The following is a 24,710-nucleotide window of genomic DNA, read 5'->3' as shown; positions in this document are numbered from 1 at the left end:
GGAGCACGACCATGCACGGACGGATGGATCTTTCTCAGTTCAAAACGCAAGCCGTCGCGGAGGCGCCAGCTCTTTCGGAGGCGCTTGCGCTCGACCGGCGCAATTTCGTGCGGCTCGCGTTGGGCACCGGCGCTGGTCTCGTGATCGGCGGCTGGGCCCCTGCGGGAGCGGCGCGCGCAGAAGCGGTGGCCAAGGCTGCCACGGCGGACGGCGTGTTCACGCCCTACGTCACGATCACGCCCGACAACGTGGTGACGGTGATCGTCAAGCATCAGGACAAAGGCCAGGGCATCGCCACCGGGCTCTCGACACTGGTGGCGGAAGAACTCGACGCGGACTGGGCGCAGGTGAAGCCGGAATTCGCGCCGGCCAACGTCGAACTCTACAAGAACTTCTTCTTCGGCGTGCAGGGCACAGGCGGCTCGACCGCGATCGCCAATTCTTACGAGCAATATCGCAAGGCAGGTGCTGCGGCGCGCGCCATGATCGTCGAGGCTGCAGCCAAGCGCTGGGGCGTCGATGCCGCGACGGTGATGGTCGCCAAGGGCGTGGTGACATCTGGAGCGCATACGGCGACGCTGGGCGAGCTAGCCAAGGAGGCCGCCGCCGTTCCGGTTCCAGCCGAGCCGAAGCTCAAGGCGCCGGAAAATTTCGTCTACATCGGCAAGTCTTTTCCGCGTGTCGACTCGGTTGCGAAAACGTCGGGTGCGCGGATCTACACGCAGGATGTGCAACTCCCCGGCATGCTGGTCGCGACGCTGGCACGTTCTCCGCGGTTCGGCGGCACGGTGAAATCCGTCGACGACAAGGCGGCGCGCGCCGTCAAGGGTGTCGTGGATGTCGTGACGTTGCCGAAGGGCGTGGCCGTGCTTGCGACCTCGACCTATGCCGCGATCCGCGCGCGCGATCTCCTGCAGATTACCTGGGACGACAGCAACGCCGAGACGCGTGGCACGGACGCCATCATCGCCGAATACAAGGCCCTCGCTGACAAGCCGGGGCTCGTCGCGCGAAAGGGCGATGACGTGGCGGGAGCACTGGCTAAGTCCGACAAGGTGATCGAGGCCGAGTACGTGTTTCCGTTCCTGGCGCACGCGCCGATGGAGCCGATGAACTGCGTGCTGCAGTTCAAGGACGGGCAGGCGACGCTGTGGACCGGCTCGCAGCTTCAAACCGTCGATCAGGCGGTGACGGGCGCGATCTTCGGCATCAAGCCGGAGAACGTCATCATCAACACGCTGTGGGCGGGCGGCTCGTTCGGCCGGCGCGGCGTGTACGATTCCGACTACATCGCCGAGACCGCCCAGATCGTGAAGACCTCTGGCCGCAGCGAGCCGATCAAGCTCGTGTGGACGCGTGAGGACGACATCAAGGGCGGCTACTATCGTCCACTCTATGTGCACAAGGTGCGGGTCGGGCTCGACAAGGATGGCGCGATCCTCGGCTGGCATCACCGCATCGTTGGGCAGTCGATCGCGACGGGAACGCCGTTCGAAAGCGCGATCGTCAAGGATGGCATCGATGGGACGTCGGTCGAGGGCGTGGCTGACACGCCGTACGAAATTCCGAACATGCATGTCGAGCTGCACAACACGAAGGTTGGAGCGCCGCCGCTGTGGTGGCGCTCGGTCGGTCATACCCATACCGCCTATGTAATGGAGACGATGATCGACGAGATCGCGGCGCTCGCGAAGAAGGATCCGGTCGAATTCCGCCTGTCCTTGCTCGCGAAGCATCCGCGGCATCGGGCAGTGCTGCAACTTGCGGCCGATAAGGCCGGATGGGGTACGCCGCCGGCCGAGGGCGTGTTCCGCGGCGTCGCGGTGCACGAAAGCTTCAAGAGCTTTGTCGCCGAGGTCGCGGAGTTGCGGATGGTCGACAGCAAGCCGAAGGTCGAGCGCGTGGTCGCGGCCGTCGATTGTGGTATTGCCGTAAACCCGGACAACATCCGGGCGCAGGTGGAAGGCGGCGTCGGCTACGGTCTTGGCGCGATCCTGCACAGCAAGGTGACGCTGAAGGATGGCGTCGTCGATCAGGGTAACTTCGACGGCTACGAGGTTCTGCGCTTCAACGAGATGCCGAAGGTCGAGGTGCATCTGGTGGCGTCGGACGCGGCGCCGACCGGCATCGGCGAGCCGGGCGTTCCGCCGATCGGCCCGGCGGTTGCCAACGCCATTGCGGCGGGCACCGGGCATCGCGTGCGTATTCTCCCATTTGCCGATGGGCTGAAACTTGGATAGCGCCATGCCAGACGCTGGGTTTGCAGACGAAATCCGTGGGCTTTCGGCCCACGGGGACGGCGAAAGTGCGCCGCGCGACGTGACCGAGATCGCGCGGCAGTGGCTCGACACGATCGGGGCCATCGCCCTCGCAACTGTAGTCAAGACGTGGGGTTCCTCGCCGGTTCCGGTGGGCGGGCAGCTCGTTGTCGGGCCTGACGATCGCTTCGAAGGCTCGGTCTCGGGCGGCTGCGTTGAAGGCGCGGTGATCACGGCGGCCGCCGAGGTGATCGCGACGGGAGCGCCGAAGCTTCTCGAGTTCGGGATTGCCGACGAGACGGCTTGGTCGGTCGGGCTTCCGTGCGGGGGGCGGATCGAGATTTTCCTCGAGCGCCTCAGCGGTGCCGACGATGAAGCCTATCTCGATCGCGTGCTCGCGCATCGCAAGGCGCGGTCGCTGCTGGTAGTGGAGACGGATCTCGCGACCGGCAAGCGCACGCTCAAGGACGAGGCGAGTTCCTATGCCGACGATACGGCCAAGCTGCTCAATGGCGGCGAATGCGTCTTGGTCGAAGGCCCGGAAGGACGGACGTTCCTCCATGCGCTGGTTCCGCCGGTACACGTGATCCTGGTTGGCGCCGGGCATATCGGGCAGGTGCTCTCAGATCTCGCGCAGCGCGTCGGCTATCAGGTGACGATGGTCGACCCGCGCACCGCGTTCTCGACGGCCGACCGGTTCCAGGGTGTCAACCTCAGCCATGACTGGCCCGAGGCGGCGTTGCCTGCGCTGGGTCTCGATAGCCAAACGGCCGTGGTTGCGCTGGCTCATGACTCACGTCTCGACGACGAGACGCTGATGCCGGCGGTGCGATCGTCTTGTTTCTATGTGGGCGCGCTTGGTTCGCGCCGGACGCACGAGAAGCGTGTCGAACGGCTCGGCAAAGCGGGCCTTACGGCGGCGGAGATCGCGCGTATCGATGCGCCGGTCGGCCTTCCGATCGGAGCCAAGGGACCCGGCGAGATCGCCGTTTCCATTCTCGGCGCGATCATCCGCGCGCGGCGCGGCGCGTGACATGACGTCAATTCCGCCAGCGCCGGCCGACGTGTCGCTCAGTGCGGTTCTGCTCGCAGGCGGGGCTTCGCGGCGCTTCGGTGCCGACAACAAGCTGCTTGCCGAGATCGGCGGCAAGCCGATGCTCGCCAAGGTGGCAGATGTGCTGCTTCGCGGCGGTATTCGCGATGTCGTCGTTGTGACGGGCGCCGAGCAGCAGGCCTATGCAGCGGCGCTCGCCGGACTGCCGGTGCGGCTCGTTCACAACGCGCTTTGGGACGACGGCATGGGGGGCTCGGTGGCGGCGGGTGTCCGCGCGCTTTCGGCGACCTCGCGAGGGGCGTTTGTCGTTCCCGGTGACCTGGCCAACCTTTCGTCCGATTTGCTGCGGCGTCTGGCCGAGGCTTTCGCTGGCGCAGGCGGTGAGCGTGTCGTCGTGCCGGTGACGGTGCGCGGCGAACAGCGAAATCCCGTGTTGTGGCCGCGCCGGTTGTTTCCCGATCTCGCCGCGCTATCGGGCGCCAGGGGCGGCAAAACCCTGCTTGACCGGCTTTCCTCGGGCGAACGCCTTGACGTCGCCTTCGAAGACGTCTCTCTGTTCGCGGATATCGACACGAGGGACGATTATGCGCGCCTCATTGGAGAGCCCGAAGGCGACACCGGCTGAGCAGTCTCAAGCTGCAGGCCGTGCGCCATCCGATGCGCTGCCGCTGCTCCGCGTTTTGAATGTGCGGAAGTCCTATGCGACGCCGCAGGGTCCGGTGCCCGTTCTCAAGGGCGTGGATCTGACGCTCGAAGCTGGCAGCAGCCTGGCGCTGCTCGGGGAATCCGGCAGCGGCAAAAGTACGCTTCTGCATTTGGTCGGCGGTCTCGACGAAGCGGATGGCGGCGAAATCATCCTCGATGGCGTGCGTGTCACCGGCCAGTCGGACGCGGAGCGCGCGGCGTTGCGGCGCGAGCGGGTCGGCATCGTTTTTCAGCAGTTCAATCTCGTGCCGAGCCTGACAGTGGCCGGGAACCTCGCTTTTCAGGCGCGGCTCGCCGGGCGTTTCGACGCCGACTGGCAGAGCGAGCTGGTGCGGCGGCTCGGGCTTGCCGGACTCGAGGCGCGCTATCCGGAACAGCTATCCGGTGGGCAGCAGCAACGTGTTGCGATCGGGCGGGCGCTTGCGATCCGCCCCCGGCTGCTGATCGCCGACGAGCCGACCGGCAACTTGGACGAAGCGACCGGCGACGAGGTTCTGGATCTGGCGCTCGATCTCATCCGGCGGACCGGCTGCGGTTTCCTGATGGTGACGCACAGCACGCGTCTTGCGGCGCGTCTCAACCGGCAGGTGACGCTCGCATCGGGAGTGATCGCCGCGTCGTGACCTCATCCCGCACATTGACTCAGGTGTTGGCGCAGGCGTTCTGGCTGTTTGCATCGCTGCTCAGCCATTGGCGGCGGCATCCGATGAACCTCGCGACGCTGGTGGTTGGGCTCGCTGTGGCGACGGCGCTATGGAGCGGCGTGCAGGCGCTGAACCAGCAAGCGCGCACGAGCTATGATCGCGCAGCGGCGGTGTTCGGAGAGGCCGGTGCTCGGAGCATCGTATCGGCATCAGGCTTGTTCGTGCCGCAGGAGACCTACGTGGCGCTGCGGCGCGCGGGTTGGAAAGTCTCGCCGGTGCTGGAGGGTACGGTGCGGATTGGCGGGGTTTCGTACCGGCTGATCGGTGTCGAGCCGTTGACCGTGTCCAAGGGGTCGCCGGTCGCCGGTCTTGCAACGGGCGCCGATCTCGAAGGCTTTTTGCAAGCGCCGGGGCGGACGCTCGTCGCGTCCGAAACATTAGCCGAACTCGGCGCGGTGGAAGGCGCGCGGCCGCGTACGGACGGAGCTCATAGCTTGCCACCCCTGGTCAAGGCCGATGCGGTGGCGCCCGGCCTTCTGGTCGTCGACATCGGCGCGGCCCAAGAGATCCTCGGGCGGCCGGGACAGCTCACGCGGCTCGTGGCCGACGCCGCGGACCGCCATGAAGAAGCGCATCTTGTGGGTATCGCCGGGCGCACGCTGCGGATCGAAAAGGCGGAAGAAGCCGGCGATCTCGCGCGGCTGACCGACAGCTTTCATCTCAACCTGACGGCGTTCGGGCTTCTGGCCTTCATCGTCGGGCTGTTCATCGTGCATGCGTCGATCGGGCTTGCGTTCGAGCAGAGGCTTGCGACGCTCAGAACACTGCGCGCGGTCGGCGCACCGCTGTGGCTGTTGTTGGCGGTCCTGGTCGGCGAGGTCGTTCTGCTTGCGCTTGTCGCTGGCGCGCTCGGCATGATCGCCGGCTACCTGATCGCGGCCGCCCTGCTGCCGGATGTATCGGCGAGCCTTTCAGGTCTCTACGGTGCGCATGTGGGCGGTCATCTCGTGATCGAAGCGCGGTGGTGGCTTTCGGGGCTCGGAATGGCGCTCGCGGGTGCGCTGCTCGCGTCGGCGATGAGCCTGTTCAAAGTCTACCGGCTGCCGCTGCTGGCGGTGGCGAAGCCGTTGGCCTGGCGGGAGGCGCAGCACGCACAGCTTCTGCGCCAGGGTGTATTCGCAGTGCTGTGCCTTTTGATCGCCCTTGCGGCCTTCTTGTGGGGGCGCGGCCTCGTTGCAGGGTTCGCGGTCATCGCCGGTGTTCTGCTGGGTGCGGCGTTGCTGCTGCCGCTCGGACTAGTTGCGGTTCTGCGTCTTGGCGAACGGCAGGCATCCGGCGCGCTTGCGCAGTGGTTCTGGGCCGATACGCGCCAGCAGCTTTCGGGATTGTCGCTGGCGCTGATGGCGCTGCTGCTCGCGCTTTCGGCGAACGTCGGCGTCGGGACTATGGTCGAAGGATTTCGCAAGACGTTCACCGGCTGGCTCGACGAGCGGCTCAACTCGGAGATCTACTTCGACGCATCGAGCATCGAAGATGCGCGCTTCATCGAAAGCTGGCTCGGCGGCGAGCCGAGGGTCACGGCCGTGCTTCCGGTTTGGAAAGCCGAAACGCGCATCAAAGGCTGGCCGGTGGATGTCTACGGCACGCGCGATCATGCAACCTACCGCGGTCATTTCTCTCTGCTTGGGCATACGGACGACGCGTGGGACCGGGTGCGGGACGGTGGCGGCGCTCTGATCAGCGAGCAGCTCGCGCGGAGAATGGGGCTCGCGCTTGGCAGCGTGATCTCGATCCCGACACCGGATAGCGTGTGGGATATTCCCGTGGTCGGGTTCTATCCGGATTACGGTAATCCGAAGGGCCAGGTGCGGGTGAACGTGGACCATCTGACCCGGCATTTCCGTGACGCGCGGCGTACGAGCTATAGCCTGCGTGTGGCGCCGGGCGCCGCTCCAGCGGTGATCCAGCGGATGCAAGCGGAGCTCGGCGCGAAGCTCGCGCGCGTCGTCGATCAAGCTTCCCTCAAAGCGATGTCGACACGCATCTTCGAGCGTACGTTTGCGGTGACGGGCGCGCTGAACACGCTGACGCTCATCGTCTCGGGCATCGCCTTGTTCGCGAGCCTGCTGACGCTCAGCGATTTGCGCCTCACGCAGCTGGCGCCGGTGTGGGCGCTCGGAGTCACGCGACGGCGGCTCGCGGATCTCGAGATCGGGAAGCTGCTGGTTCTGGCTGCGATCACGGCCGTGCTTGCGGTGCCGTTGGGACTTGTTCTGGCGTGGTGTCTGGTTGCGATCGTCAACGTGCAGGCGTTCGGCTGGCGCTTACCGTTCCACGTTTTTCCGATGCAGTGGGTGGTGATCCTGATCTCGGCGCTGGCGACAGCGTTTCTGGCCGCGATCATTCCGGTGATCCGTCTCCAGCGCACGGCGCCGCAAGATCTCATGAAGGTGTTCGCCAATGAGCGTTAGGGCGATCGTCGTGCTGTTTGCAATCACCGCGCTCGCCTGGGGCGTGGAGCGCGCAGGTGCAGGGGGCTTTGCGGGGCTTGGCGATAGTGCGTCCGGCTTTGCGGACGTAGTGCCGGGGAAGTCGCTTTCGTTTCCCGAAGATTTCGGTGCCCACCCCGACTACCGCATCGAATGGTGGTACGTGACGGCCAACCTCAAGGACGCCGACGGCAATGCTTACGGCGTGCAGTGGACGCTGTTCCGGCAAGCGCTGTCGCCCGGTCCGGAACGGGAAGGTTGGGCGAGCCAGCAGGTGTGGATGGGGCATGCGGCGGTGACGAGTGCGAAGGAGCATCGCTTTGCTGAAACGCTGGCGCGAGGTGGCATCGGGCAGGCGGGTGCGAAGGCGCATCCATTCCATGCGTGGATCGACGATTGGTCGTTCGTGAGTACTGAGAGCGCGAACGCTTCGGGATTAGGCTCGACGCTGTTGACGGCGAAGGGCGCCGATTTTTCCTATTCCCTCGCACTCAAGACCGGATACGCACCAGCGCTGCAAGGCGACAACGGCTACAGCCGTAAATCCGAACGCGGCCAGGCCTCCTACTACTATAGCCAGCCGTTTTTCGAGGTCAGCGGGACGCTGACATTGTCTGGCCGTTCGATCGCCGTGACGGGACAGGCCTGGATGGATCGCGAGTGGAGCAGCCAGCCGCTCGCTGCCGACCAAAAGGGTTGGGACTGGTTCTCGCTGCACCTGCCCGGCGGCGACAAGCTGATGCTGTTTCAATTGCGGGGTGCGGACGGCGATTTTTATCGCGCCGGAAGCTGGATCGGCGCCGATGGCCGGACCTCCGTGCTTGATGCGGCCGACATTGCCTTGACGCCGCTCGCCCAGAAGGACGTTGCGGGGCGGCGCCTTCCGATCTCCTGGAAAGTGGTGGTGAAGAGCCGTGGGCTTTCGATCGAGACGAAGCCTCTCAATGCCGAAAGCTGGATGGCGACGATCTTTCCCTATTGGGAAGGGCCGGTGCGCTTCAGTGGATCACACGCTGGCGTCGGCTATCTCGAGATGACGGGTTATTAGGATCTCAAAAAAAAGTGGGGCCGCTTTTGAGGGCGGCCCCGCTGCACAGGGATTGCGAAGCTCTTGTGCAAAGTTGGCTTGGGGGGATCAAGCTAGGGAGGGCTGCAGTGTCGTCGTCAGGTCAAGCCGCGGGAAGGATCTTCACTGCGATCCGTTGGCCGTGGCTTTCGCGGTAGAGGATGCGGACTTCCTCGCCCCGGCGCAGCGTCATGCCGGCAAGGCGCGGATTGTAGCGATAGGTCTGGCTCTTCACCGTGATGTGGTGGGCGCGCGGATTGAGGTGCTGAATCCGGCCCGTCACCTCCATCGCCGACGGACCTGCCGCAGCGGCCGCGCTGGCGCCTGCAGTGACTGCGAGTGCGACGATCGCCAGCTTCTTCATGTGTCTCATGGGTGTTTCCTAACTCGTCTCGGGATCTGGTTTTGCTGTTGAAAATGGGTTTGCGATTACTTCGAGTGGTGAACCTTGGAGGCGACCATCTTGCCGTCCTTGGTTTCGTAGGTGATGGCGACCTTGTCGCCGGCTTTGAATTTTTCGAGCTTCACATGCGTGCCGACCTCGAATGTCTCCCCGTTGGAGAGGGTCAGCTCGTGTTTGGCGGTATCGGTCGATTTGACATCTCCAGTCGCGGTTTGTGCGGCGGCAAGGGCTGCCGTCGAAAGGGCAGCGAGGCCGGCCAGAACAAGCGGCGCGACGAACTTCTTGGACATGGACTTCTCCTGTTTCTCGTCGTGGGCCGCCGGCTCACCAGCGCCCCACGCAGACAGTTATGAGCGCCCAAGCTTGCGGCTTCTTGGCCGGGGACATACGGATTGGTAAGAGAGGCTCAAGTGCTTGTATTGGCCTTGGGAAAAGAAATGGCGACGTTGAGGCCGGGGGCTTTGTCGCCAAGCTCGATGCGGGCGCCGTGCAGCTCGGCAACGGCGGCGGCGAGGGTGAGGCCGAGGCCGCTTCCTGGCGTGGTGCGCGCGCGTTCGAGCCGGTAAAGGCGGCGAAATACCTTCTCCCGCTCGTGCTGCGGAATGCCGGGACCATCGTCGAAAACCTCGGCCTTAAATGCGTCCGGCTCTTCGCGGAGCGTAAGCCCGATGTGCGTGCCGGGCGGGCAATGGCGGATGGCATTCTCGATCAGGTTGGCAAAGAGTTGCAGCAGAAGCTCGCGGTCGCCTCTGACGATCGCGGGTTTGTAGGTGCCGGTCGTCCATGCCAGCGTGTGGCCGGCGTCCTCGGCCACGGCCTCGTAGATGTCAGCCACGTCGTCGAGAACGGAGCCGAGGTCAATGTTGGCGAAGCGCGCCTTGCGGGCGCCGGCTTCGATCTGGGTGATGCGCAAGAGCGCGTCGAAGGTTTCGATCGTGGCGTCGAGATCGGAAAGTGCGGCTTCGATCGCGGCGCGAAACTCCGCCGGCGTTTTTGCACTCCGCCCGGCGATGTCGAGCCGCTGGCGCAGGCGTCCGACGGGCTTTTTCAGATCGTGGGCGATATCGGATGACGATTGATTGACGTTCTCGATCAGCTTCTGCAAGTGGTCGAGGGTCTGGTTGACCTGAGCGCCGACGTGATCGATGTCGTCGCCGGATTCGGTCATCGGGACACGGGCGGCGATCTGTCCGGCCGATACAGCCGACAGTGTTTTGGCGAAGGCGTCGATGCGGTGCTGCGTGCGGGCGGCCAGAAACGCGCCGCAAAGCCCGCCGAGCAACAGCGTGGAAACGAGGCCGATGCCGAGCACTTCGAGCAGAAATCTCTGCGTCCGGCGCAGCTCGCGATCGCTGCTGCCGACGAGCAGGCGCCCCTTCGAGACGTCCTGCCAGATGGCGTGGAAGCGGTCGTCGGGCTCGCCATTGTCCCAATCGGGCTGGATGTCGTCGCGTTCGAGCGTCAGCCAGGTCCCGGATTGTTTGATGCCACGGGCATTGCCGGCGACGTGCTGGCCGTTCTCATCGACGAGCTCGAAGATGAAATCGGCGTCGCGGATCGAGTCGCTCTCGCTGTTAACGACGGCGGCGAGATCGTCGAAGCCCTTCTGGCGATCCACGGCAACGAGCGCGTCGAGCGTTTCCTGGGCGCGGATGCGGATCTGGCTGCCGAGACTCGCGCTGATGCCGAAATAGAGGATCGCGAACAGGACGATGACGGTGGTGGCAAAGAGTGCCGTGAACGTTGCCGCCAAGCGGAAGGGCGTCCGTTTCAGCACGGGCGTTTCCCTGTCGTTCGGATTGTCATGGCCCTTCGTGCAAGCTGTAGCCGCTGCCGCGGATGGTGTGGATCAGCTCGGTTGCGAAGGGTTTGTCGATCTTGGAGCGCAGGCGGGAAATGTGGGTTTCGACGACGCTGGTCTTGGGATCGAAATGGAACGACCAGACGCGCTCCAGCAGCATGGTGCGGGTGACGACGCGTCCCTTGTTGCGCATCAGCACTTCGAGCAGGCGGAACTCGCGCGGTTGAAGATCGATCTCGGTGCTGCCGCGGAACACCTTCCGGGTAATGAGATCCAACGCGAGATCACCGACCTTGAGGCGCGTTTCCTCGCCCTTGAGATGCGGGCGGCGGGCGAGCGCATTGAGGCGGGCCAGCAGCTCCGAGAATGCGAACGGCTTGACGAGGTAGTCGTCGCCGCCGGCGTCGAGCCCATCGACGCGGTCATCGACGCCGCCGAGTGCCGTCAGAAAAATGACCGGCACCTTGTGACCGGCTGCGCGGACCGTCTTGACGATCATCATGCCGTCGAGGCCGGGGAGCATGCGATCGACGATCATGACGTCGTAAGTTTCGCCCATGGCTTGAGCGATGCCGTCGCGTCCGTCGATAGTGTGATCGATGGTGTGGCCCTCTTCTTCGAGGCCCTTGATGACATATGCGGCGGTATCGGGGTCGTCCTCAATGAGGAGCACGCGCATGGCTGGCGTCCGTATGAAAGTCCGGCGGAATAGGCGGAGGTGCCGCTTGCCGGACGGCAATGGGATGAAAGTATTGAAGCAAATATAGGCCCGTTACCTGTTCGGCCTCTTACGGGAGGGTTACAGATTGGTAAGGGCGGCCGGTTTTCCGACAGAACCGGCACAAGGGCAGGCGCGCAAGGCGAAACTAAGCCGGGAATTCCAATGCCCGCGACGGGGGTGGGGCTTCTTCCAGCTCGTGCTCGGGTTTGTGCTCGGCGGCGAGCACCAGATAGATCACGGGCAGGATGAAGAGGGTGAACACGGTTCCGATGGCCATGCCGGAGACCAGCATGATGCCGATGCTGTTGCGGGCTTCGGCGCCGGCGCCTGTCACGAAGACGAGCGGCAGATGGCCGAACACGGTGGCCGCGGTCGTCATCAGAATGGGGCGGAGGCGGGTTTTGGCGCCCTCGCGGATGGCGGCGATCTTGCTCAGTCCCTGCTTCTGCAACTCGTTGGCGAAGGCGACGATCAGAATGCCGTTCTTGGCGATGAGGCCGACGAGCGTGATGAGCCCGATCTGGCTGTAAATGTTGATGGTGGTGAAGCCCAGGAACGTGAAGACGAGGGCAGCCGAAAGGGCGAGCGGGACCGAGCCCAGCAGCACCACCAATGGATCGCGGAAACTGCCGAACTGGGCGACGAGCACGAGATAGATGAGCAGGACTGCGAAGCCGAGGGTTCCGGCGAGGGTAGTGCCTTCCTGGCGGAGCTGGCGCGATTCACCGGCATAATCGATCGTGTAGTCGGCCGGCAGGATGGAGCGTGCGGCGGTTTCGAGCGTTTCGAGGGCGGCCGCCTTGGTGATGCCGGGCGCGACGCCGCCGTAGACGCGGAAGCTGTCGGCCTGCTGGAAGCGAGAAAGCGTGCGGGGTGCGGTTCGGGTTTCGAGGCTGGCGATGGCGGAGACCGGGATTTGGGTACCGTCACGGGCGCGGATCTTGTAGTCGAGCAGGCGCGAAGCGACGGCACGCGCGTCGAGGTTGACCTGCGGAATGACTTTGTAAGCGCGGCCTTCGCGCGTGAAGCGGTTGACGTAGTTTCCGGAAATCAGGATGCCGAGTTGTCGGCCCACATCGGCGAGATCGAGGCCGAGGTCGGCGACCCGTTCGCGGTGGACCGTGACGAGAACCTGCGGCAGGTCAATCTTGAGATCGGTATCGGCGAACATGAACTGGCCGCTTGCGAAGGCGGCGTTGACGAGCTTGCCGGCGTAGTCGGCCATCTGCTCGGGTGTGCCCGGGCCTTTCAGCACGAGTTCGACGTCGTAGTTGCCCGCGCCGGGCAGAGCCGGAGGCAGCACCGGGAAAATCTGCAGCTCCTTGACCTTCGAGACGGCGCCATAGATCTCGGGCTGGATCTCCTTCGCGGTGCGGGCGCGATCGTGCCAGTTCTTCAGCATGAAGCCGCCGAAGCCGTTCGAGGGAAAGACGATCTCGAACATGCCGTCGTATTCCGGCAGCGCCTCGCCGATCTTCAGAACCTTGTCCATGTGGCCGGAGGTGTAGGCGAGCGAGGCGTCGGGGGCCGAGTTGACCATCAGCAGGATGAAGCCCTCGTCCTCCACCGGCGCCAGCTCCTGCGAGGAGAACAGATAGAGCGGGACGGCGAGCAGGCAAATGAACGCGCCGAACGCCAAGACCTGCGCGCGCAGATCGAGGACGACATCGAGGCAGCGGCCGTAGGTGTCCGAGAGCCGATCGAGCGCGTGGCCCACGAAGCGGCCGTAGCGGCTCTCCTGACCACCCTCGGGCGCCGTGTAGGCGCTCATGATCGGCGACAGCGTAATCGCGACGAAGCCCGAAACGATGACGGCGATGGCGAGCGTGAACGCAAACTCCTTGAACAGCACGCCGGTCAGGCCCGACAAGAAACCGATCGGCGCGTAGACCGCGGCGAGCGTGATGGTCATGGCGATGATCGGCGTGAAGAGCTGGCGCGTCGAGACGAGAGCTGCCTGAATACGGCCCATCCCATTCTGCATGTGGCGCGAGACGTTCTCGACCACGACGATGGCGTCGTCGACGACGATGCCGACCGAGAGCACGATGGCCAGCAGCGTCAACAGATTGAGCGAGAAGCCCATCGCCAGCATGGCGGCGGTGGCGCCGATGAGAGAGATCGGAATGGTGACGAGGGGAACCAGCGCGCTGCGCCAAGAGCCCAAGAACAGGAACACGATGAGGCCGACGATCAGCACAGTTTCGGTGAAGGTCTTGCCGATCTCCTTCAGCGAATTTTCCATGTAGACGGTGCCGTCGTAGGCGAGCGCGATGTCGGTTCCGGCGGGCAGGTCGGGACGGATGTTGTCGAGCGCGTCGCGGAGCGCGTAGGCGACGCTGATCTCGTTGGCGCCGGGAAGCGGCCAGACCGAGAGATAGACCGCGTCCTTGCCGTTGTCGCGTACGTTGGCGGTCTCTTCCTCCGAGCCGAGCTCGACGCGGCCGAGATCCGAGATGCGGACGATGTTTTTCTTGTCCTCGCGGACGATGAGACGCTCGAATTCCTCGACGCTCTTCAAATCGGTGTTGGCAAGCAGGTCGACCTGGACTTCGTTGCCTTTGGTGCGGCCGACGGCGGCGAGGAAGTTGTTGCGCTGGAGGGCGGCCTCCACCTCGTTCGCGCCGAGGCCGAAGGCGGCGAGCCGGTCGGCGTCGAGCCAGATGCGCATAGCCTGGGGACGTGCGCCTTCGAGGCCGACACGCTGCACGTTCGCGATGGTGCTCAAGCGCGGCTGGATATTTCGGGAGAGATAGTCGGTGATCTCCGGCGGCGTCATGCTTTCCGAGGTGACGCTGACGTAGAAGGTGGCGTAGGGCCGATCGGCGCGCTGCACCTCGACCACCGGGCTCTCGACTTCGGACGGGAGCTCGCTTCTGATTTGATCGAGGCGGTTGCCGACTTCGGCGAGCGCGACCGTACTCGGGTGGTTGAGCTTCAAACGTGCCGTTACCGTGCTCACGCCCGCGACGCTCGAACTCTCCACGTAGTCGATGCCGGTGATCGAGGAGACGGCGCGCTCGATGGGCGTGGTCACGAAACCGCGAATGCTCTCGGCAGAGGCGCCGACGTAAACGGTCGTGATGACGATCGAGGAGCTTTCGATGCGCGGATACTGCTGGATCGGCAGTTGTGTCGCCGCCCTGAGGCCGATCAAGACCAGCGCAAGGTTGACGACGATGGCAATCACCGGCCGCCGGACGAAAATTTCGAGCGCGCGCATGGGACCGCTTCCTTAGTTCACGCCGACGGCGGCGGGCGCGGCGGGTGTTTCGCCGATGTCGACAAGCAAGCCGTCGCGCAGCTTGAACGATCCCGATGCGGCAACAAGCTCTCCGGCGGCGAGGCCCTTGTCGACGGCGATCTCGTCGCCTTCTACGGCACCGGTTTGGACCGGACGCTCGCGGGCGCGGAGTTTGCCTTGCTCGTCGACGAGCACGAAGACGTGCTGGCCATTCGGCGAGCGGCGAACCGCGGCCAGCGGTACCATGATCGCAGCGCGGGGTTCCGAGGTGCGGACCGTGACGTCGACGAACGTGCCGGGGCGAAGGCGTTCGCCCAACCCCTTGGCGACGGCGCGGAAGCGAACCGAGCGGTTGCTGCCGTCGGCGCTATTGTCCTCGGCAATGACGCTGGCAGTGGTTTCGTGGCCCGGAACCACGGCTCCGCTCATGTTGACGGTCGAGCCTGGACGGATTGCGGCGGCGGCATCCTGCGGCAGTGAAAAATCGACGTAGGCGTCGTCGTCCGTGCCCTGGAGCGTCACGATGAGCGTGCCGGCATCGAGGAAGGCGCCGGGTTGCCAGTTGGTGATGCCGACGCGGGCGCGGAATGGCGCGACGATCCGTTTTTTCTCGACGACGACTTGCAGATTGAGGGCGCGTGCGGTTGCGGCGGCGAATTCCTCGCGTGAGCGATCCAGCTCCTGGGGAGAGAAGGCTGCACTGCCGCGCAATCCTTCGCGGCGATCGAGTGTCAGTTTCGCTAGGCGTGCGTCGGCCTCGGAGGCGGCGAGGGCTGCTTCTTCCTGGCGGGTGTCGAATTTGACGATCAATGCGCCTTTCTCGACGACGGCGCCGGATGTGAAGCCGATCTCCGAGATGACGCCCGCGATCTCGTTCTTGATCTCGACCTGACGCAGCGCGACGACGCTGCCGATGGCGCGGGTGGAGGTCGACCATTTGCCTTCGCGCGCGCGCACGGAGACGACGGCCTCTACGGGCTCCGGTGTTGCCTGGGCCGCTGCAATCGCGACTTGGATCTCATTGTATTTATAGAAGCCCAGCCCACCCGCGACTGCGGCAATGGCGAAGATCACACTCAACCAGGCAATGACGCGCCGAAACATGCTTCCCTCGGACATTCATATGTTGGTCATGGAAGGCCAGCGCGACAATCGCCCGGCGACGGTGGGCTGCTTGCGTGCTGCGCTCGGGAGCAAGCCGAGAGCGTCCTTAGGACGCGTAACCTCTCCCCCATCCGACATCATGACCGGATTTTTTGTTTATTCTTATGAAACTTGTTTCGGCCGGGTGTGAGGCGGAGGTCAAGCGATATATTGGGCAAGGGTTTCTCGGCGCCCTGAACCCCTACGTAGATGACAGGTGCCGCCGGCAACTTGTCCGCGATTCAGCATGTTGCATGGGGTGGGCCGGGTGTAATTCCCGCGCCGCCGGAAACAATCGATGGTTGAGTGCGCGCGATCAGTCTGCCGCCGGACGAACTGTGAGTTTGAGGGTATCTTTGCGGATGCCGTTCAGTTGGATCGAAAAGGGGCCGGATCCGATCTCGAAACGGACGCTTTTTCCGATGGCGTCACAGTTGTCCGACCCAGTGAAGCCAATCGCTTCGAGCGCCGCGCCGTTCTGTATGACATCGATCCAGCCGTGGACCGACAGCGTCACCTGGTACTGACCGGCTTCGATGTTGTCGAAATTCACGACGCCGCCGAAAGCCGACGCATCCTCGGGTTTCGGCGTGCTGGTGGGCTGAGTAACAAATTTCACCTGAGACGCAGGCAGCAATGCCACCTCGATCGCCTTGTCGGCGGGCGGTGCGGGCAGCTTGCTACCCGAAGCGAGCTTTTCGGAATTGGCGGTTTGCAGCCAAGCAATCTCGGTCGTGAGCGGCCATAGGAAGCCGTCGCATCCTGTCCCTTTTGCGGCCAAAGCCGGATAGGCAGCGGCGAGCAAAGAAGCACAGGCGGCAACGGCGAACGCGTATTTCCTCATCTCACTCCACCGCGACCATGACGTCCGAAGCCTTGATGACGGCAGAGGCCGTCATGCCGGGCGCGAGCTTCAATTCATCGACCGCCTCGTTGGTGATCGAGGCGGTGATGATGCTGCCGCCGAGATCGATCCGGATATGGGCGGTGGTGGCGCCCTTCTTCACGTCCACGATCTTGCCAGTGAGCACATTGCGCGCACTGAGTTTCATAAGCCTATCCTCTGCCTGGAGCGTTGAGTTGCCTCTTATATAGCGCCAGGCAGAGGATTTGAAGGTTGCGGCCTAGAACTTCACGCGCGCGTTGGCGAAGAACTGACGGCCCGGTTCCGGGAAGCCTTCGGCAAGCGCGAAGTTCTCGTCGGTCAGGTTGGTGCCACCGATCGCCGCCGAGAAGTTCTCGTTGAACTTGTATTCGGCCTGGATGTTGAAGAGGGCGTAGGCGCCGGTTTCGATGTAGGTGCGCGTCGTGCCGCTCGTGACGATGCTGTTACGTTCGCTCGCGAGTTCGAGGCTTGGCGTGATCGTGAGCTTGGGGGTCGCGCTCCAAGCGAGATAGATGAAGCCTTCGTGACGCGGCGTGCCCTCCGGCTTGGTACCCGGCGTGATATAATCGTAGTTGCGTTCGAGGTAGGTGTAGTTGCCGCCGATACGGATGCCGGGTGCGATGTCCCAGTCGACTGAGAATTCGGCGCCGTAGTGTTCGCCGTCGACGTTCTGGTTCTGGGAAGTTACGGCGTTCGTGTTCGGATTGACAATGTAGGCGGACTGGATCGCATCCTCGAGATCCGAATAGAAGATGGCTGCAGAGACACGCGCCTGGCGGAAGAGGGTGTCGGATACACCAAGCTCATAGTTGGTCGAGCGCTCGGGAGCGAGGTCCGGGTTTGGAGTCGCGTAGCCGAAGCGGGTGCTGTAGCGTTCGAATACCGTTGCGAAGCGCGTGCGGCTCGAAACCGTCGCGTGAACCTTGCCATCCTCGGAATAGCTGTAGATCGCGCCGCCTTGCCAATTCCACGCGTCTGCGGTCGTGACCTTGTTCTGTACGATCTGGCCGCTCGACGAATTGTAGTCTTCGGCTTCCTTGACGTCCTGATAGTCGTAGCTCACGCCAGCGATGATATCGAGCCGCTTCGTAGCATGGAACGCGTTCTCGACGGCGAACGACCACGTATCCTCGACGTTGTGCTGCCACGGCTCGACGTAAGCGGCGGCGCTGTCGGGCCGTGCGAAGTTGCGCTCGGCATGGTTGTCGCTGCGATAGTGGATAGAGGCCTTGGTGGTGTTGAACGGAATAAGTTCGGTGCCGAATTCCAGGAACCCGCCGTAGGAATAATCCTCGTAGTCGCTGTTGAAGGTGTAGCCGGCAGTCTGCTGCGAGTAAGGTGTGATGGATCCCGTCGGCGCATCGAACGAGCTCAAGCGGTTCTCGAAGGTGTTGTAGTAGACGTTGCTCTTGAAGTACGAGCTTTCACCGAGCTGCGTCTTCGACAACCATGACAGGCTGGTGATGTCCCAGTAGGGCCAGGTCCAGTACCGCTGGGTCTGTAGGCGCTCCTTGGCGATGTGGAGAGGCGCATTTTTTTCGCCGCTCTGGGTGGTCAGGTTGATGGTGTATTCATCGGTTGCGTTCGGCGTGATGCCGAGCTTGGCATTGATCTTCCAGTCCTGGAAACTGGATCCGTCGCGCGCACCGCCCTGCTCATAGGGGAAGTTGGCATCGTAGCCCGGGGTGCCCGGTTGCGTCGGCTTGAAATCATCGGACAGGTTGAAGGAGTCCTGATCGACGATGGTGCCGCTGATCTGGGCGTAATAGCCCTTCTGGCGGGTGCCGGCGTAGGCGTAGCTGCTCCACTGATTGAGATCACTGACGTCGCCGTTCATGACGAGGCCGGAGCGGGCTTCGAACTCGAGTTCCTTCGTCGGCTTGCGCGAAACGAGGTTGATGGCGCCGCCCATGCCGCCGGGGCCGTTCAGGACGGACACGTAGCCTTTTTGGATCTGAATTTCCGCGAGGTCCGGTGTCAGGAAGCGGGCCATGTCGAGCCGGTTGTCGGCGGGCAGGTAGATGCGCACGCCGTCGATGGACAGCGGCACGCGGAAGCGGTCGAAGCCGCGTACATAGATGTCGCGCTCGTTGCGGCGGCCGCCGGCCGAGTGGGACGTGACGCCGGGTGCAAGGCTGGCGGCCTTGTCGAGCGACTGGGTATTGAACGTCCAGATGGCTTCGTTGGTGATCGTGGAGCCGCCGATCAGGTCGAGCTGGCCGAGCGTGAACGCGCCGATGGCAGGACCTTCGGCTCCTGCTGCGCCGGCGGTGTCAGAGCTGCTTGCGGCTGCGCTTGTTCCTGCGCCGCCTGCACTGGTGGCAGCCTGGCTTTTTCTTTTACGGATCGGCTCGGAGGGGGCCTGCACGACGACCGGCGGGAGAGGTGTCGCCTCGTCGGCAGTGACATCACCACCTGCGGTGGCGGTGCTGGCGTCTTGTGCGAGGGCTGATGATGCTGCAACGCAAAGACCGGCCGCGCTCACAGCGGCAAACACGCACTTGTACATAGTCTATTTCCCCCAACGTGTATGGCCGAGAGGCCGTGTCCCCTTTGATGTTATATCCATATGAATATAGCGATGAGAGCAAGTGCAGATCTGCAACACTCTTCAACGCATCGATCAATTGGCTCAATGGAAGTCGCGGCTTTTGAGCGCAAGAGGTTCTGAGCTGAGCAAAGGCGCGCTGTCCGGCAGATTTTTTTCGAACAGATCCGGCTCGCGCAGAAGGGCCAGTTCCTCACTCAAGTCGATGAAGCTTTCGGCCAGGATATGGACGACCTCGCCCGCCCGTTGCAGGCGTCCGCGCACGGCGAGAAAGCGCGCCGACATCACCGTGCGACGGTTTGTTGCGAAGACCTTCGGCCAGATGATGATGTTGGCAATGCCGGTTTCGTCCTCGAGCGTGAGGAAGACGATTTTCTTTCCGCCGGGCATCTGGCGCGTGAGAACAAGGCCGGAAATGCTGATGTTTTGATCGTTTTTCGTTTTCGCTTCGTCGCGCGTGGCGCTGTTGCAGGTGACGCCTAGCCGCGATAGGCGCTCGCGGAAGAATGCTACGGGATGCGCTTTCAGCGAGAGGCCCGTGGTGGCGTAGTCCTCGGCCACATGCTCGGGAAGCGGCATGGCGGGGAGAGCGATAGCAGGCTCGGGAAAGAGTTCGTCTCCCAAGCGGGTATCGAAGAGTGGAAGGGTTTTTTCGGCGCGAGGGGACGGGCTTCCTTTTTCGGCGACGAGCCCGATCGTTCGCAGTCTGCGCGCCGACCAGAGCGCTGCGCGCCTGTCGAGCCCCATCGAGCGGAAGGCGTCGGCAGCGGCCAAGCGTTCTATCGAGCCATGCGATACGCCGTCGACGGAGGATAGGCGCTCGATGCTGGCGTAGCCATTGCTGCGGGCGGCGATGAGCGGCGTCATTTCCTTTTCGCTCAGGCCTTCGATCTGGCGGAGCCCGAGGCGGACGGCAAAGCGATGGGTTCCCGTCGAGGCCGGTTCCAGCGTGCAATCCCAGTGACTGAAGTTGACGTCGGCCTCGCGGACTTCGACGCCGTGCTCGCGGGCGTCACGGACGAGTTGGGCGGGTTGGTAGAAGCCCATCGGCTGGCTGTTCAGAATGGCGGCGCAGAATACATCCGGATAGTGGCACTTCATCCAGGCGGATGCGTAGACGAGCAGTGCGAAGCTCGCGGCATGGCTTTCCGGGAAGCCGTACTCGCCAAAGCCTTCGATCTGGCCGAAGCAGCGTTCGACGAACTCGGGATCGTAACCGCGGGCGGTCATGTTTTTGATGAAGGTGTCTCGATAAAGATGCACCTTGCCGGTATGGCGGAAGGTGGCCATGGCACGCCTGAGACCGTCGGCTTCATCGGGTGTAAATTTGGCAGCCGTGATGGCGATCTGCATCGCCTGTTCCTGGAACAGCGGGACACCCCGCGTGCGCTTCAACACCTCCTTCAATTCATCCTTGTCGCCGTGCTCTGGAGCCGGAGAGGGATATTCGATGGTCTCTGGATCCTGATCGCGCCGTTTCAGATACGGGTGCACCATGCCGCCCTGGATCGGGCCGGGGCGGACGATGGCAACCTCGATGACGAGGTCGTAGAACTCGCGCGGCTTGAGGCGCGGCAGCATCGACATCTGGGCGCGGCTTTCGACCTGGAACACGCCCACGGAATCGGCATGACCCAGCATCTCGTAGACCTGCTTTGTCTCAGTCGTGTTCTCGTCCTGCGGAATGGTCGCCAGCGCATAGTCCTTTTTGTAATGCGTGCGCAGGAGGTCTAGGCCGCGGCGCAACGTGCTCAGCATACCAAGCGCCAGCACGTCGACCTTCATCAGGCCGAGCGTATCGATGTCGTCCTTGTCCCATTCGATGAAGGTGCGATCCGTCATTGCGGCGTTGGCGATGGGGACCGTCTCGTCGAGGCGCCGCTTGGTCAGGATGAAGCCGCCGACGTGCTGGGAAAGGTGGCGCGGGAAGCCGATCAGCTCGCGCGCGAGCAGGATCGACTGGCGGATTTGCGGATTTGAGGGATCGAAACCCGCCTCGCGGATGTGCGTATCGGGGAGACCATCGGAGTGGCTGCCCCAGACGGTCTTGGCGAGCGCAGCGGTGACGTCCGGCGTCAGCCCCATGGCCTTCCCGACCTCGCGGATCGCTCGGCGCGAGCGATAGTGAATGACGGTGGCGCAGATGGCTGCGTATTCGCGGCCGTAACGCTGGTAGACGCGCTGGATCACCTCCTCGCGGCGTTCGTGCTCGAAGTCGACGTCGATGTCGGGTGGTTCGCGGCGCTCGGCGGAGATGAAACGGGCAAATAGGAGGTTGCTGGTGTTGGGATCAATTTCGGTGATCCCCAAGCAATAGCAGACGGCGCTGTTGGCGGCCGAACCTCGCCCCTGGCAGAGGATTTTCTGCTCGCGAGCATAGCGGACGACGTCGTGGACAGTGAGGAAGTAGCGCGCGTATTCGAGCTTGGCGATCAGCCTCAGCTCCTCGCGAAGCTGGTCTTCGACTTTCTCCGGAGTGCCACGCGGATAGCGTTCGCGCGCGCCGGCCCAGGTCAGATCTTCGAGGTGCTCTTGAGCGTTTTTTCCGGGCGGGACGGGCTCGTCGGGATATTCATTTTTGAGGTCGTCGAGCTTGAAGCGGATGGAGGCGGCGATTTCGAGCGTGCGCGAGATTGCATCGGGGAAATCTCTGAAGAGACGCGCCATCTCGGCGGGTGGCTTCAGATGGCGCTCGGCATTGGCGGCGAGGCGGAAGCCGGCCTCGTGGATCGTACATTTCTCGCGGATGCAAATGACGACATCAGCGAGCGGGCGGCGCTCCGGTGCGTGATAGTGCACGTCATTGATGGCGACGAGCGGGGTGCGCGTATGCTTGCTCAGCTCGTCGAGCCTGCCGAGACGGCGCGGCTCGTCGCCCCGATGGCGATGGATGCCGGCGAGGAAGCTTGCACCGGGAGCGGCATCGGCGAGCCTATCGAGGCGCTGGGTGAAATCGGGGTGCAGTTCCTCGGGAGGGAGCGCGATGAAGATCTGTCCCTCGGCGGCGTCGAGGATCTCCTCAAAGGTGAGGAAGCATTCGGTGTGCTCCTTGTGAGAGGTTTTGCGCTTGCCTTCCGTCAGCAGGCGGCAGAGGCGGGCATAGGCTTCGCGGTCGGTCGGGTAGGCGAGGACTTCGAACCCGTCGACGGTGACGAGGCGCACGCCGACGATCAGCTTCAGGGCAAGCTTGTGTTTCTTCCAGGCGTCGAAGGCCCGGACGACGCCAGCGAAGCTGTTGCGATCGGTTATGGCGAGGGCGTCGAGGCCCGCTGCTGCGGCAGCCAGCACCATTTCGCCAGGATGAGATGCTCCGCGGAGGAACGAGAAGTTCGTCGTGACGGCAAGCTCGGCATAGCGGGTTATCGTGATTTCTCTCATGCGAACATCCCGTGCACGAACCAGCGGGGGGCTGCGGTCTCGCGGCCGGGGATGCCTTCGCGGTAAAGCCATAGGCGCTGGCCGTCACCGCTCTCGACGACGTAATAATCGCGCGTGGGCTCAGGTGTCTTCGAGCGCCACCATTCGGCGGCAATGCGTTCCGGCCCTTGCGCGTGCGCGATCGTGTGCACCTTGCCGCGCCAGCGCAGGCGTTGCGGAGGCCCGTCGGGCAGGAGGGCGATGACATCGGCCGGCTCCGCGCGGGGGAGCAGAAGCGAGGGGCGAAGACCACGCGTCGCGGGAGTTGGCCAGGCAGCTTCTGGGTTTGAGTTCTGGCTGTGCTCGTTCGTTTGTTTCTCGCTGCGCCGGTCTGTTTGTTTTTCGCTTCGCTCGGGCCAATGACTGGCGACAGGCTCGAGATGGCGGACACGCTCCGAGCCCAGGCGCTGGCGCAACGCATCCAGGAGAGCCGTGCAGCGTTGCGCGCGCTCGGTTTCCTCCGATGTGGTGGCGAGTGCGCTTTGGTGCGGCACCATGCGTTCGGCGACGGTGACGGCAAGGCTCAGGGTTTCGAAGCCGAAGCCAGATTCGAGGAAGCGTGAGACGCGTTCGAGCTTGAGGCCGAGAAGGCGGGTGACATGCGCCGGGTTTTGCGTCGGCAGCGTCAGGGCGATGTCGATTTCCTGCAGGGCGCCATCGACGCGATAAAGGGCGAGGTTCAAAGACCGCGCGCCGACGCCGTCCGCTTCGAGCTTCGGGACGAGGTTCTGCATGAGGTGCGTCGTGGCGATGAGGATCGCGTCCTCGGTGCTGATGGGTTCGAGCAGCGAGCGGGTTTCGACGTAGGCGGGGGGCGGCGCGAGCAAGGGGAGCGGCTCAGGTGTGCGGCCGAGGGCCTGATCGAGGCGGCGCAGAAGCTCTTTCTCGAAGCGGGCGGCAAAGGGCGCGCGCGGCTTGTCGATCAAGGTGCCGATGCGCTTGAAGCCGAGGCGGCGCAGGGTGAGGGCCGTTTCGGGTGCGAGGCGCAAGGCTTCAACGGGGAGCGGCGCCAAGGTTTCGGCTTCGGTTCCGGCGGGAATGAGCGCGCATGGCGTGCGCGCGAAATGCGAGACGGCCCAGGCGGTGCCGGGATTTTCGGCGATCGCGAGGCGAGCGGGCAAGCCGAAGGCTTTCAAGCGCCGGGCGAGATCGGCCAGAAGGTTCTTTTCGCCGCCGACGAGATGCGTTGCACCGGTGACGTCGAGAAAGAAGCCGTCCAGTCCGCTGTGCTCCTTGAAGAGCGAGACGGACGGCGTGTAACGCGTGGCCCAGCGGGCGAGGCGCATGAGATCGGCTACGTCGGCGTCAGGCTCGGCGAGGCGGACCTGCAAAGCGCCGATCCGCGCGCGGGCGTCAGCCAGCGTTTCGCCGACGGCGAGCCGACATGCGGCTGCTGCCGGGTTCACGGCGGTGATGCGCGGCGCATCGGAGGCATCGGCCAGCACAAACGGCGCGCGCGGGTCGATCTGCGTGCGCGAGCGCTTACGTTGCTCCGCCGCAAGCCAGCGATGGATCGGCCATTGCGGCAGCCAGACCGAAACGATGCGTGGCATGATCGAACTCCAACATCCAATTCCCTGGTCTTCCGTTGCGGCAGCGCTCGAGCGTCGCGTGCCAGCGCCAGCCTGAAAGCAATCCGAAGCGATCGCGTGCGGCGGGAGCGGCTCCGATGCGCCAGCGCGTTGCCGCGGTGGCGACATCTGCCGCTTCGCCCGCTCTCAACAGCAGAAGCGGGAGGTTTGCTTCGCGCGCAGCGTGGGAGAGCCGCTGACTGTCTTTGAGCGTGAGCTTGCCGCCGAGAACGCCAGCGACTGCGGCGGGGCCTCGCGCGCGTACAGCCTCCTCCGTGGCCCACAAAGCCTCGGCCTCGTTGGCGGTTTCGACGAGCGTGAGGCGCGACGGATCGAGACCGAGATCGGCGAGCCCATCCCCGTGCGGCGTGCCGCAACGGGCGAGCTTGCGGGAGGAGAGCACGAGCAGCAGAGGTCCGTGCCCCGGCGTGCGGGCAAGCAGGCTCACGAAGAAACCGAACGCGGCGGGGAGATCGGCTTCGCTTGCGGCGGTGATCTCATGGACGGCGCCGAAGGCGAGGCCGTTTTGCGGAAGATACGTGTCGAGCGCGGGAAGGCCGAACGACAGGCGGGCTTCCTCCTGCTGCGCAACGCCCTCCATGCGAGAGAGCATGCGGCGTAGCTCGCTCAGGACCTCGGCGCGGTTCGGGTTCGATGGGGACGTGGCGGACGGCATCGAGACGGCTCTTCTCCTGCTTGCGAAGCATAGGAAAAGAGGATAGAACAAAATAGGAACATTTCAAGCGGAATGGATCGGGAT

Annotated in this window: 18 protein-coding genes; 6 read left to right on the top strand and 12 right to left on the bottom strand. The window is 64.0% G+C overall.

Translation table 11 applies throughout. The features are described 5' to 3' along the window. Nucleotides 1–11 precede the first annotated feature (11 nt). The 6 genes from RCO24_RS12850 to RCO24_RS12825 are packed head-to-tail and all read left to right on the top strand — an operon-like array spanning nt 12 to nt 8,198. A complete protein-coding gene (locus RCO24_RS12850) occupies nt 12–2,240 on the top strand; it encodes a xanthine dehydrogenase family protein molybdopterin-binding subunit (RefSeq protein ID WP_308962626.1) in 2,229 nt (742 codons plus the stop codon). Between the two features lie 4 nt (nt 2,241–2,244). Continuing rightward, nucleotides 2,245–3,291, top strand: a complete 1,047-nt coding sequence (locus RCO24_RS12845; RefSeq protein ID WP_308962624.1) for an XdhC family protein — start codon at nt 2,245–2,247, stop codon at nt 3,289–3,291. A 1-nt stretch (nt 3,292) separates the two neighbouring features. Further along, nucleotides 3,293–3,937, top strand: a complete 645-nt coding sequence (locus tag RCO24_RS12840; RefSeq protein WP_308962622.1) for a nucleotidyltransferase family protein — start codon at nt 3,293–3,295, stop codon at nt 3,935–3,937. 43 nt (nt 3,938–3,980) lie between these two features. Beyond that, nucleotides 3,981–4,640 (top strand): ABC transporter ATP-binding protein, encoded by a 660-nt coding sequence (locus RCO24_RS12835; protein ID WP_374990962.1) that lies wholly within the window; start codon nt 3,981–3,983, stop codon nt 4,638–4,640. A 26-nt stretch (nt 4,641–4,666) separates the two neighbouring features. Next, the gene (locus RCO24_RS12830) at nt 4,667–7,132 is read left to right on the top strand and encodes an FtsX-like permease family protein (RefSeq protein WP_374990961.1); all 2,466 of its coding nucleotides are present in this window, start codon (nt 4,667–4,669) and stop codon (nt 7,130–7,132) included. After that, nucleotides 7,122–8,198, top strand: a complete 1,077-nt coding sequence (locus RCO24_RS12825) for a lipocalin-like domain-containing protein (protein ID WP_308962619.1) — start codon at nt 7,122–7,124, stop codon at nt 8,196–8,198. The genes RCO24_RS12830 and RCO24_RS12825 overlap by 11 nt, the downstream gene beginning before the upstream one ends. Nucleotides 8,199–8,319: 121 nt before the next feature. On the opposite strand, the gene RCO24_RS12820 is transcribed toward RCO24_RS12825, so the two are convergent. From RCO24_RS12820 to RCO24_RS12765, 12 genes are all read right to left on the bottom strand, one after another. Continuing rightward, complete coding sequence (locus RCO24_RS12820; protein ID WP_308962617.1) at nt 8,320–8,589, bottom strand: hypothetical protein; 270 nt, start codon at nt 8,587–8,589, stop codon at nt 8,320–8,322. Nucleotides 8,590–8,645: 56 nt separating this feature from the next. After that, the gene (locus tag RCO24_RS12815) at nt 8,646–8,909 is read right to left on the bottom strand and encodes a DUF1344 domain-containing protein (protein ID WP_308962616.1); all 264 of its coding nucleotides are present in this window, start codon (nt 8,907–8,909) and stop codon (nt 8,646–8,648) included. 116 nt (nt 8,910–9,025) lie between these two features. After that, complete coding sequence (locus RCO24_RS12810) at nt 9,026–10,396, bottom strand: ATP-binding protein (RefSeq protein WP_308962615.1); 1,371 nt, start codon at nt 10,394–10,396, stop codon at nt 9,026–9,028. A 25-nt stretch (nt 10,397–10,421) separates the two neighbouring features. Next, on the bottom strand, nt 10,422–11,099 hold the full coding sequence (locus RCO24_RS12805; RefSeq protein ID WP_308962613.1) for a winged helix-turn-helix domain-containing protein: 678 nt from the start codon (nt 11,097–11,099) through the stop codon (nt 10,422–10,424). A 187-nt stretch (nt 11,100–11,286) separates the two neighbouring features. Further along, nucleotides 11,287–14,364, bottom strand: coding sequence for an efflux RND transporter permease subunit (locus RCO24_RS12800; RefSeq protein ID WP_308962611.1), 3,078 nt, complete (start codon nt 14,362–14,364; stop codon nt 11,287–11,289). Nucleotides 14,365–14,376: 12 nt separating this feature from the next. Beyond that, entirely contained in the window at nt 14,377–15,489 is a 1,113-nt protein-coding gene (locus RCO24_RS12795) for an efflux RND transporter periplasmic adaptor subunit (RefSeq protein ID WP_308962609.1), read from the bottom strand. A gap of 355 nt (nt 15,490–15,844) precedes the next feature. After that, nucleotides 15,845–16,372, bottom strand: coding sequence for a hypothetical protein (locus RCO24_RS12790; protein WP_308962608.1), 528 nt, complete (start codon nt 16,370–16,372; stop codon nt 15,845–15,847). Nucleotide 16,373: 1 nt separating this feature from the next. Then, the gene (locus RCO24_RS12785; RefSeq protein WP_308962607.1) at nt 16,374–16,580 is read right to left on the bottom strand and encodes a TOBE domain-containing protein; all 207 of its coding nucleotides are present in this window, start codon (nt 16,578–16,580) and stop codon (nt 16,374–16,376) included. 72 nt (nt 16,581–16,652) lie between these two features. After that, the gene (locus RCO24_RS12780; protein ID WP_308962606.1) at nt 16,653–18,923 is read right to left on the bottom strand and encodes a TonB-dependent receptor; all 2,271 of its coding nucleotides are present in this window, start codon (nt 18,921–18,923) and stop codon (nt 16,653–16,655) included. Between the two features lie 123 nt (nt 18,924–19,046). Beyond that, on the bottom strand, nt 19,047–22,340 hold the full coding sequence (locus RCO24_RS12775; RefSeq protein ID WP_308962605.1) for an error-prone DNA polymerase: 3,294 nt from the start codon (nt 22,338–22,340) through the stop codon (nt 19,047–19,049). Continuing rightward, nucleotides 22,337–23,932 carry a DNA polymerase Y family protein gene (locus tag RCO24_RS12770; RefSeq protein ID WP_308962603.1) on the bottom strand — a complete coding sequence of 532 codons (1,596 nt, stop codon included), beginning with the start codon at nt 23,930–23,932 and terminating at the stop codon, nt 22,337–22,339. The genes RCO24_RS12775 and RCO24_RS12770 overlap by 4 nt, the downstream gene beginning before the upstream one ends. After that, nucleotides 23,862–24,626 (bottom strand): ImuA protein, encoded by a 765-nt coding sequence (locus RCO24_RS12765; RefSeq protein ID WP_308962602.1) that lies wholly within the window; start codon nt 24,624–24,626, stop codon nt 23,862–23,864. Before RCO24_RS12765 ends, RCO24_RS12770 begins: the two co-directional genes overlap by 71 nt. Nucleotides 24,627–24,710 lie beyond the last annotated feature (84 nt).

Origin of the sequence: Hyphomicrobium sp. LHD-15, assembly GCF_031157355.1 — a bacterium.
In the GTDB taxonomy this organism is placed as follows: domain Bacteria; phylum Pseudomonadota; class Alphaproteobacteria; order Rhizobiales; family Hyphomicrobiaceae; genus Hyphomicrobium_C.
This window is presented reverse-complemented; position numbering and strand designations above follow the sequence as displayed.

Coding starts and splice junctions, on each gene's coding strand:
- RCO24_RS12850 (WP_308962626.1), top strand. CDS start 12: ATGCACGGACGGATGGATCTTTCTCAGTTCAAAACGCAAGCCGTCGCG.
- RCO24_RS12845 (WP_308962624.1), top strand. CDS start 2,245: ATGCCAGACGCTGGGTTTGCAGACGAAATCCGTGGGCTTTCGGCCCAC.
- RCO24_RS12840 (WP_308962622.1), top strand. CDS start 3,293: ATGACGTCAATTCCGCCAGCGCCGGCCGACGTGTCGCTCAGTGCGGTT.
- RCO24_RS12825 (WP_308962619.1), top strand. CDS start 7,122: ATGAGCGTTAGGGCGATCGTCGTGCTGTTTGCAATCACCGCGCTCGCC.
- RCO24_RS12820 (WP_308962617.1), bottom strand. CDS start 8,589: ATGAGACACATGAAGAAGCTGGCGATCGTCGCACTCGCAGTCACTGCA.
- RCO24_RS12815 (WP_308962616.1), bottom strand. CDS start 8,909: ATGTCCAAGAAGTTCGTCGCGCCGCTTGTTCTGGCCGGCCTCGCTGCC.
- RCO24_RS12805 (WP_308962613.1), bottom strand. CDS start 11,099: ATGCGCGTGCTCCTCATTGAGGACGACCCCGATACCGCCGCATATGTC.
- RCO24_RS12800 (WP_308962611.1), bottom strand. CDS start 14,364: ATGCGCGCGCTCGAAATTTTCGTCCGGCGGCCGGTGATTGCCATCGTC.
- RCO24_RS12795 (WP_308962609.1), bottom strand. CDS start 15,489: ATGTTTCGGCGCGTCATTGCCTGGTTGAGTGTGATCTTCGCCATTGCC.
- RCO24_RS12790 (WP_308962608.1), bottom strand. CDS start 16,372: ATGAGGAAATACGCGTTCGCCGTTGCCGCCTGTGCTTCTTTGCTCGCC.
- RCO24_RS12785 (WP_308962607.1), bottom strand. CDS start 16,580: ATGAAACTCAGTGCGCGCAATGTGCTCACTGGCAAGATCGTGGACGTG.
- RCO24_RS12780 (WP_308962606.1), bottom strand. CDS start 18,923: ATGTACAAGTGCGTGTTTGCCGCTGTGAGCGCGGCCGGTCTTTGCGTT.
- RCO24_RS12775 (WP_308962605.1), bottom strand. CDS start 22,340: ATGAGAGAAATCACGATAACCCGCTATGCCGAGCTTGCCGTCACGACG.
- RCO24_RS12770 (WP_308962603.1), bottom strand. CDS start 23,932: ATGCCACGCATCGTTTCGGTCTGGCTGCCGCAATGGCCGATCCATCGC.
- RCO24_RS12765 (WP_308962602.1), bottom strand. CDS start 24,626: ATGCCGTCCGCCACGTCCCCATCGAACCCGAACCGCGCCGAGGTCCTG.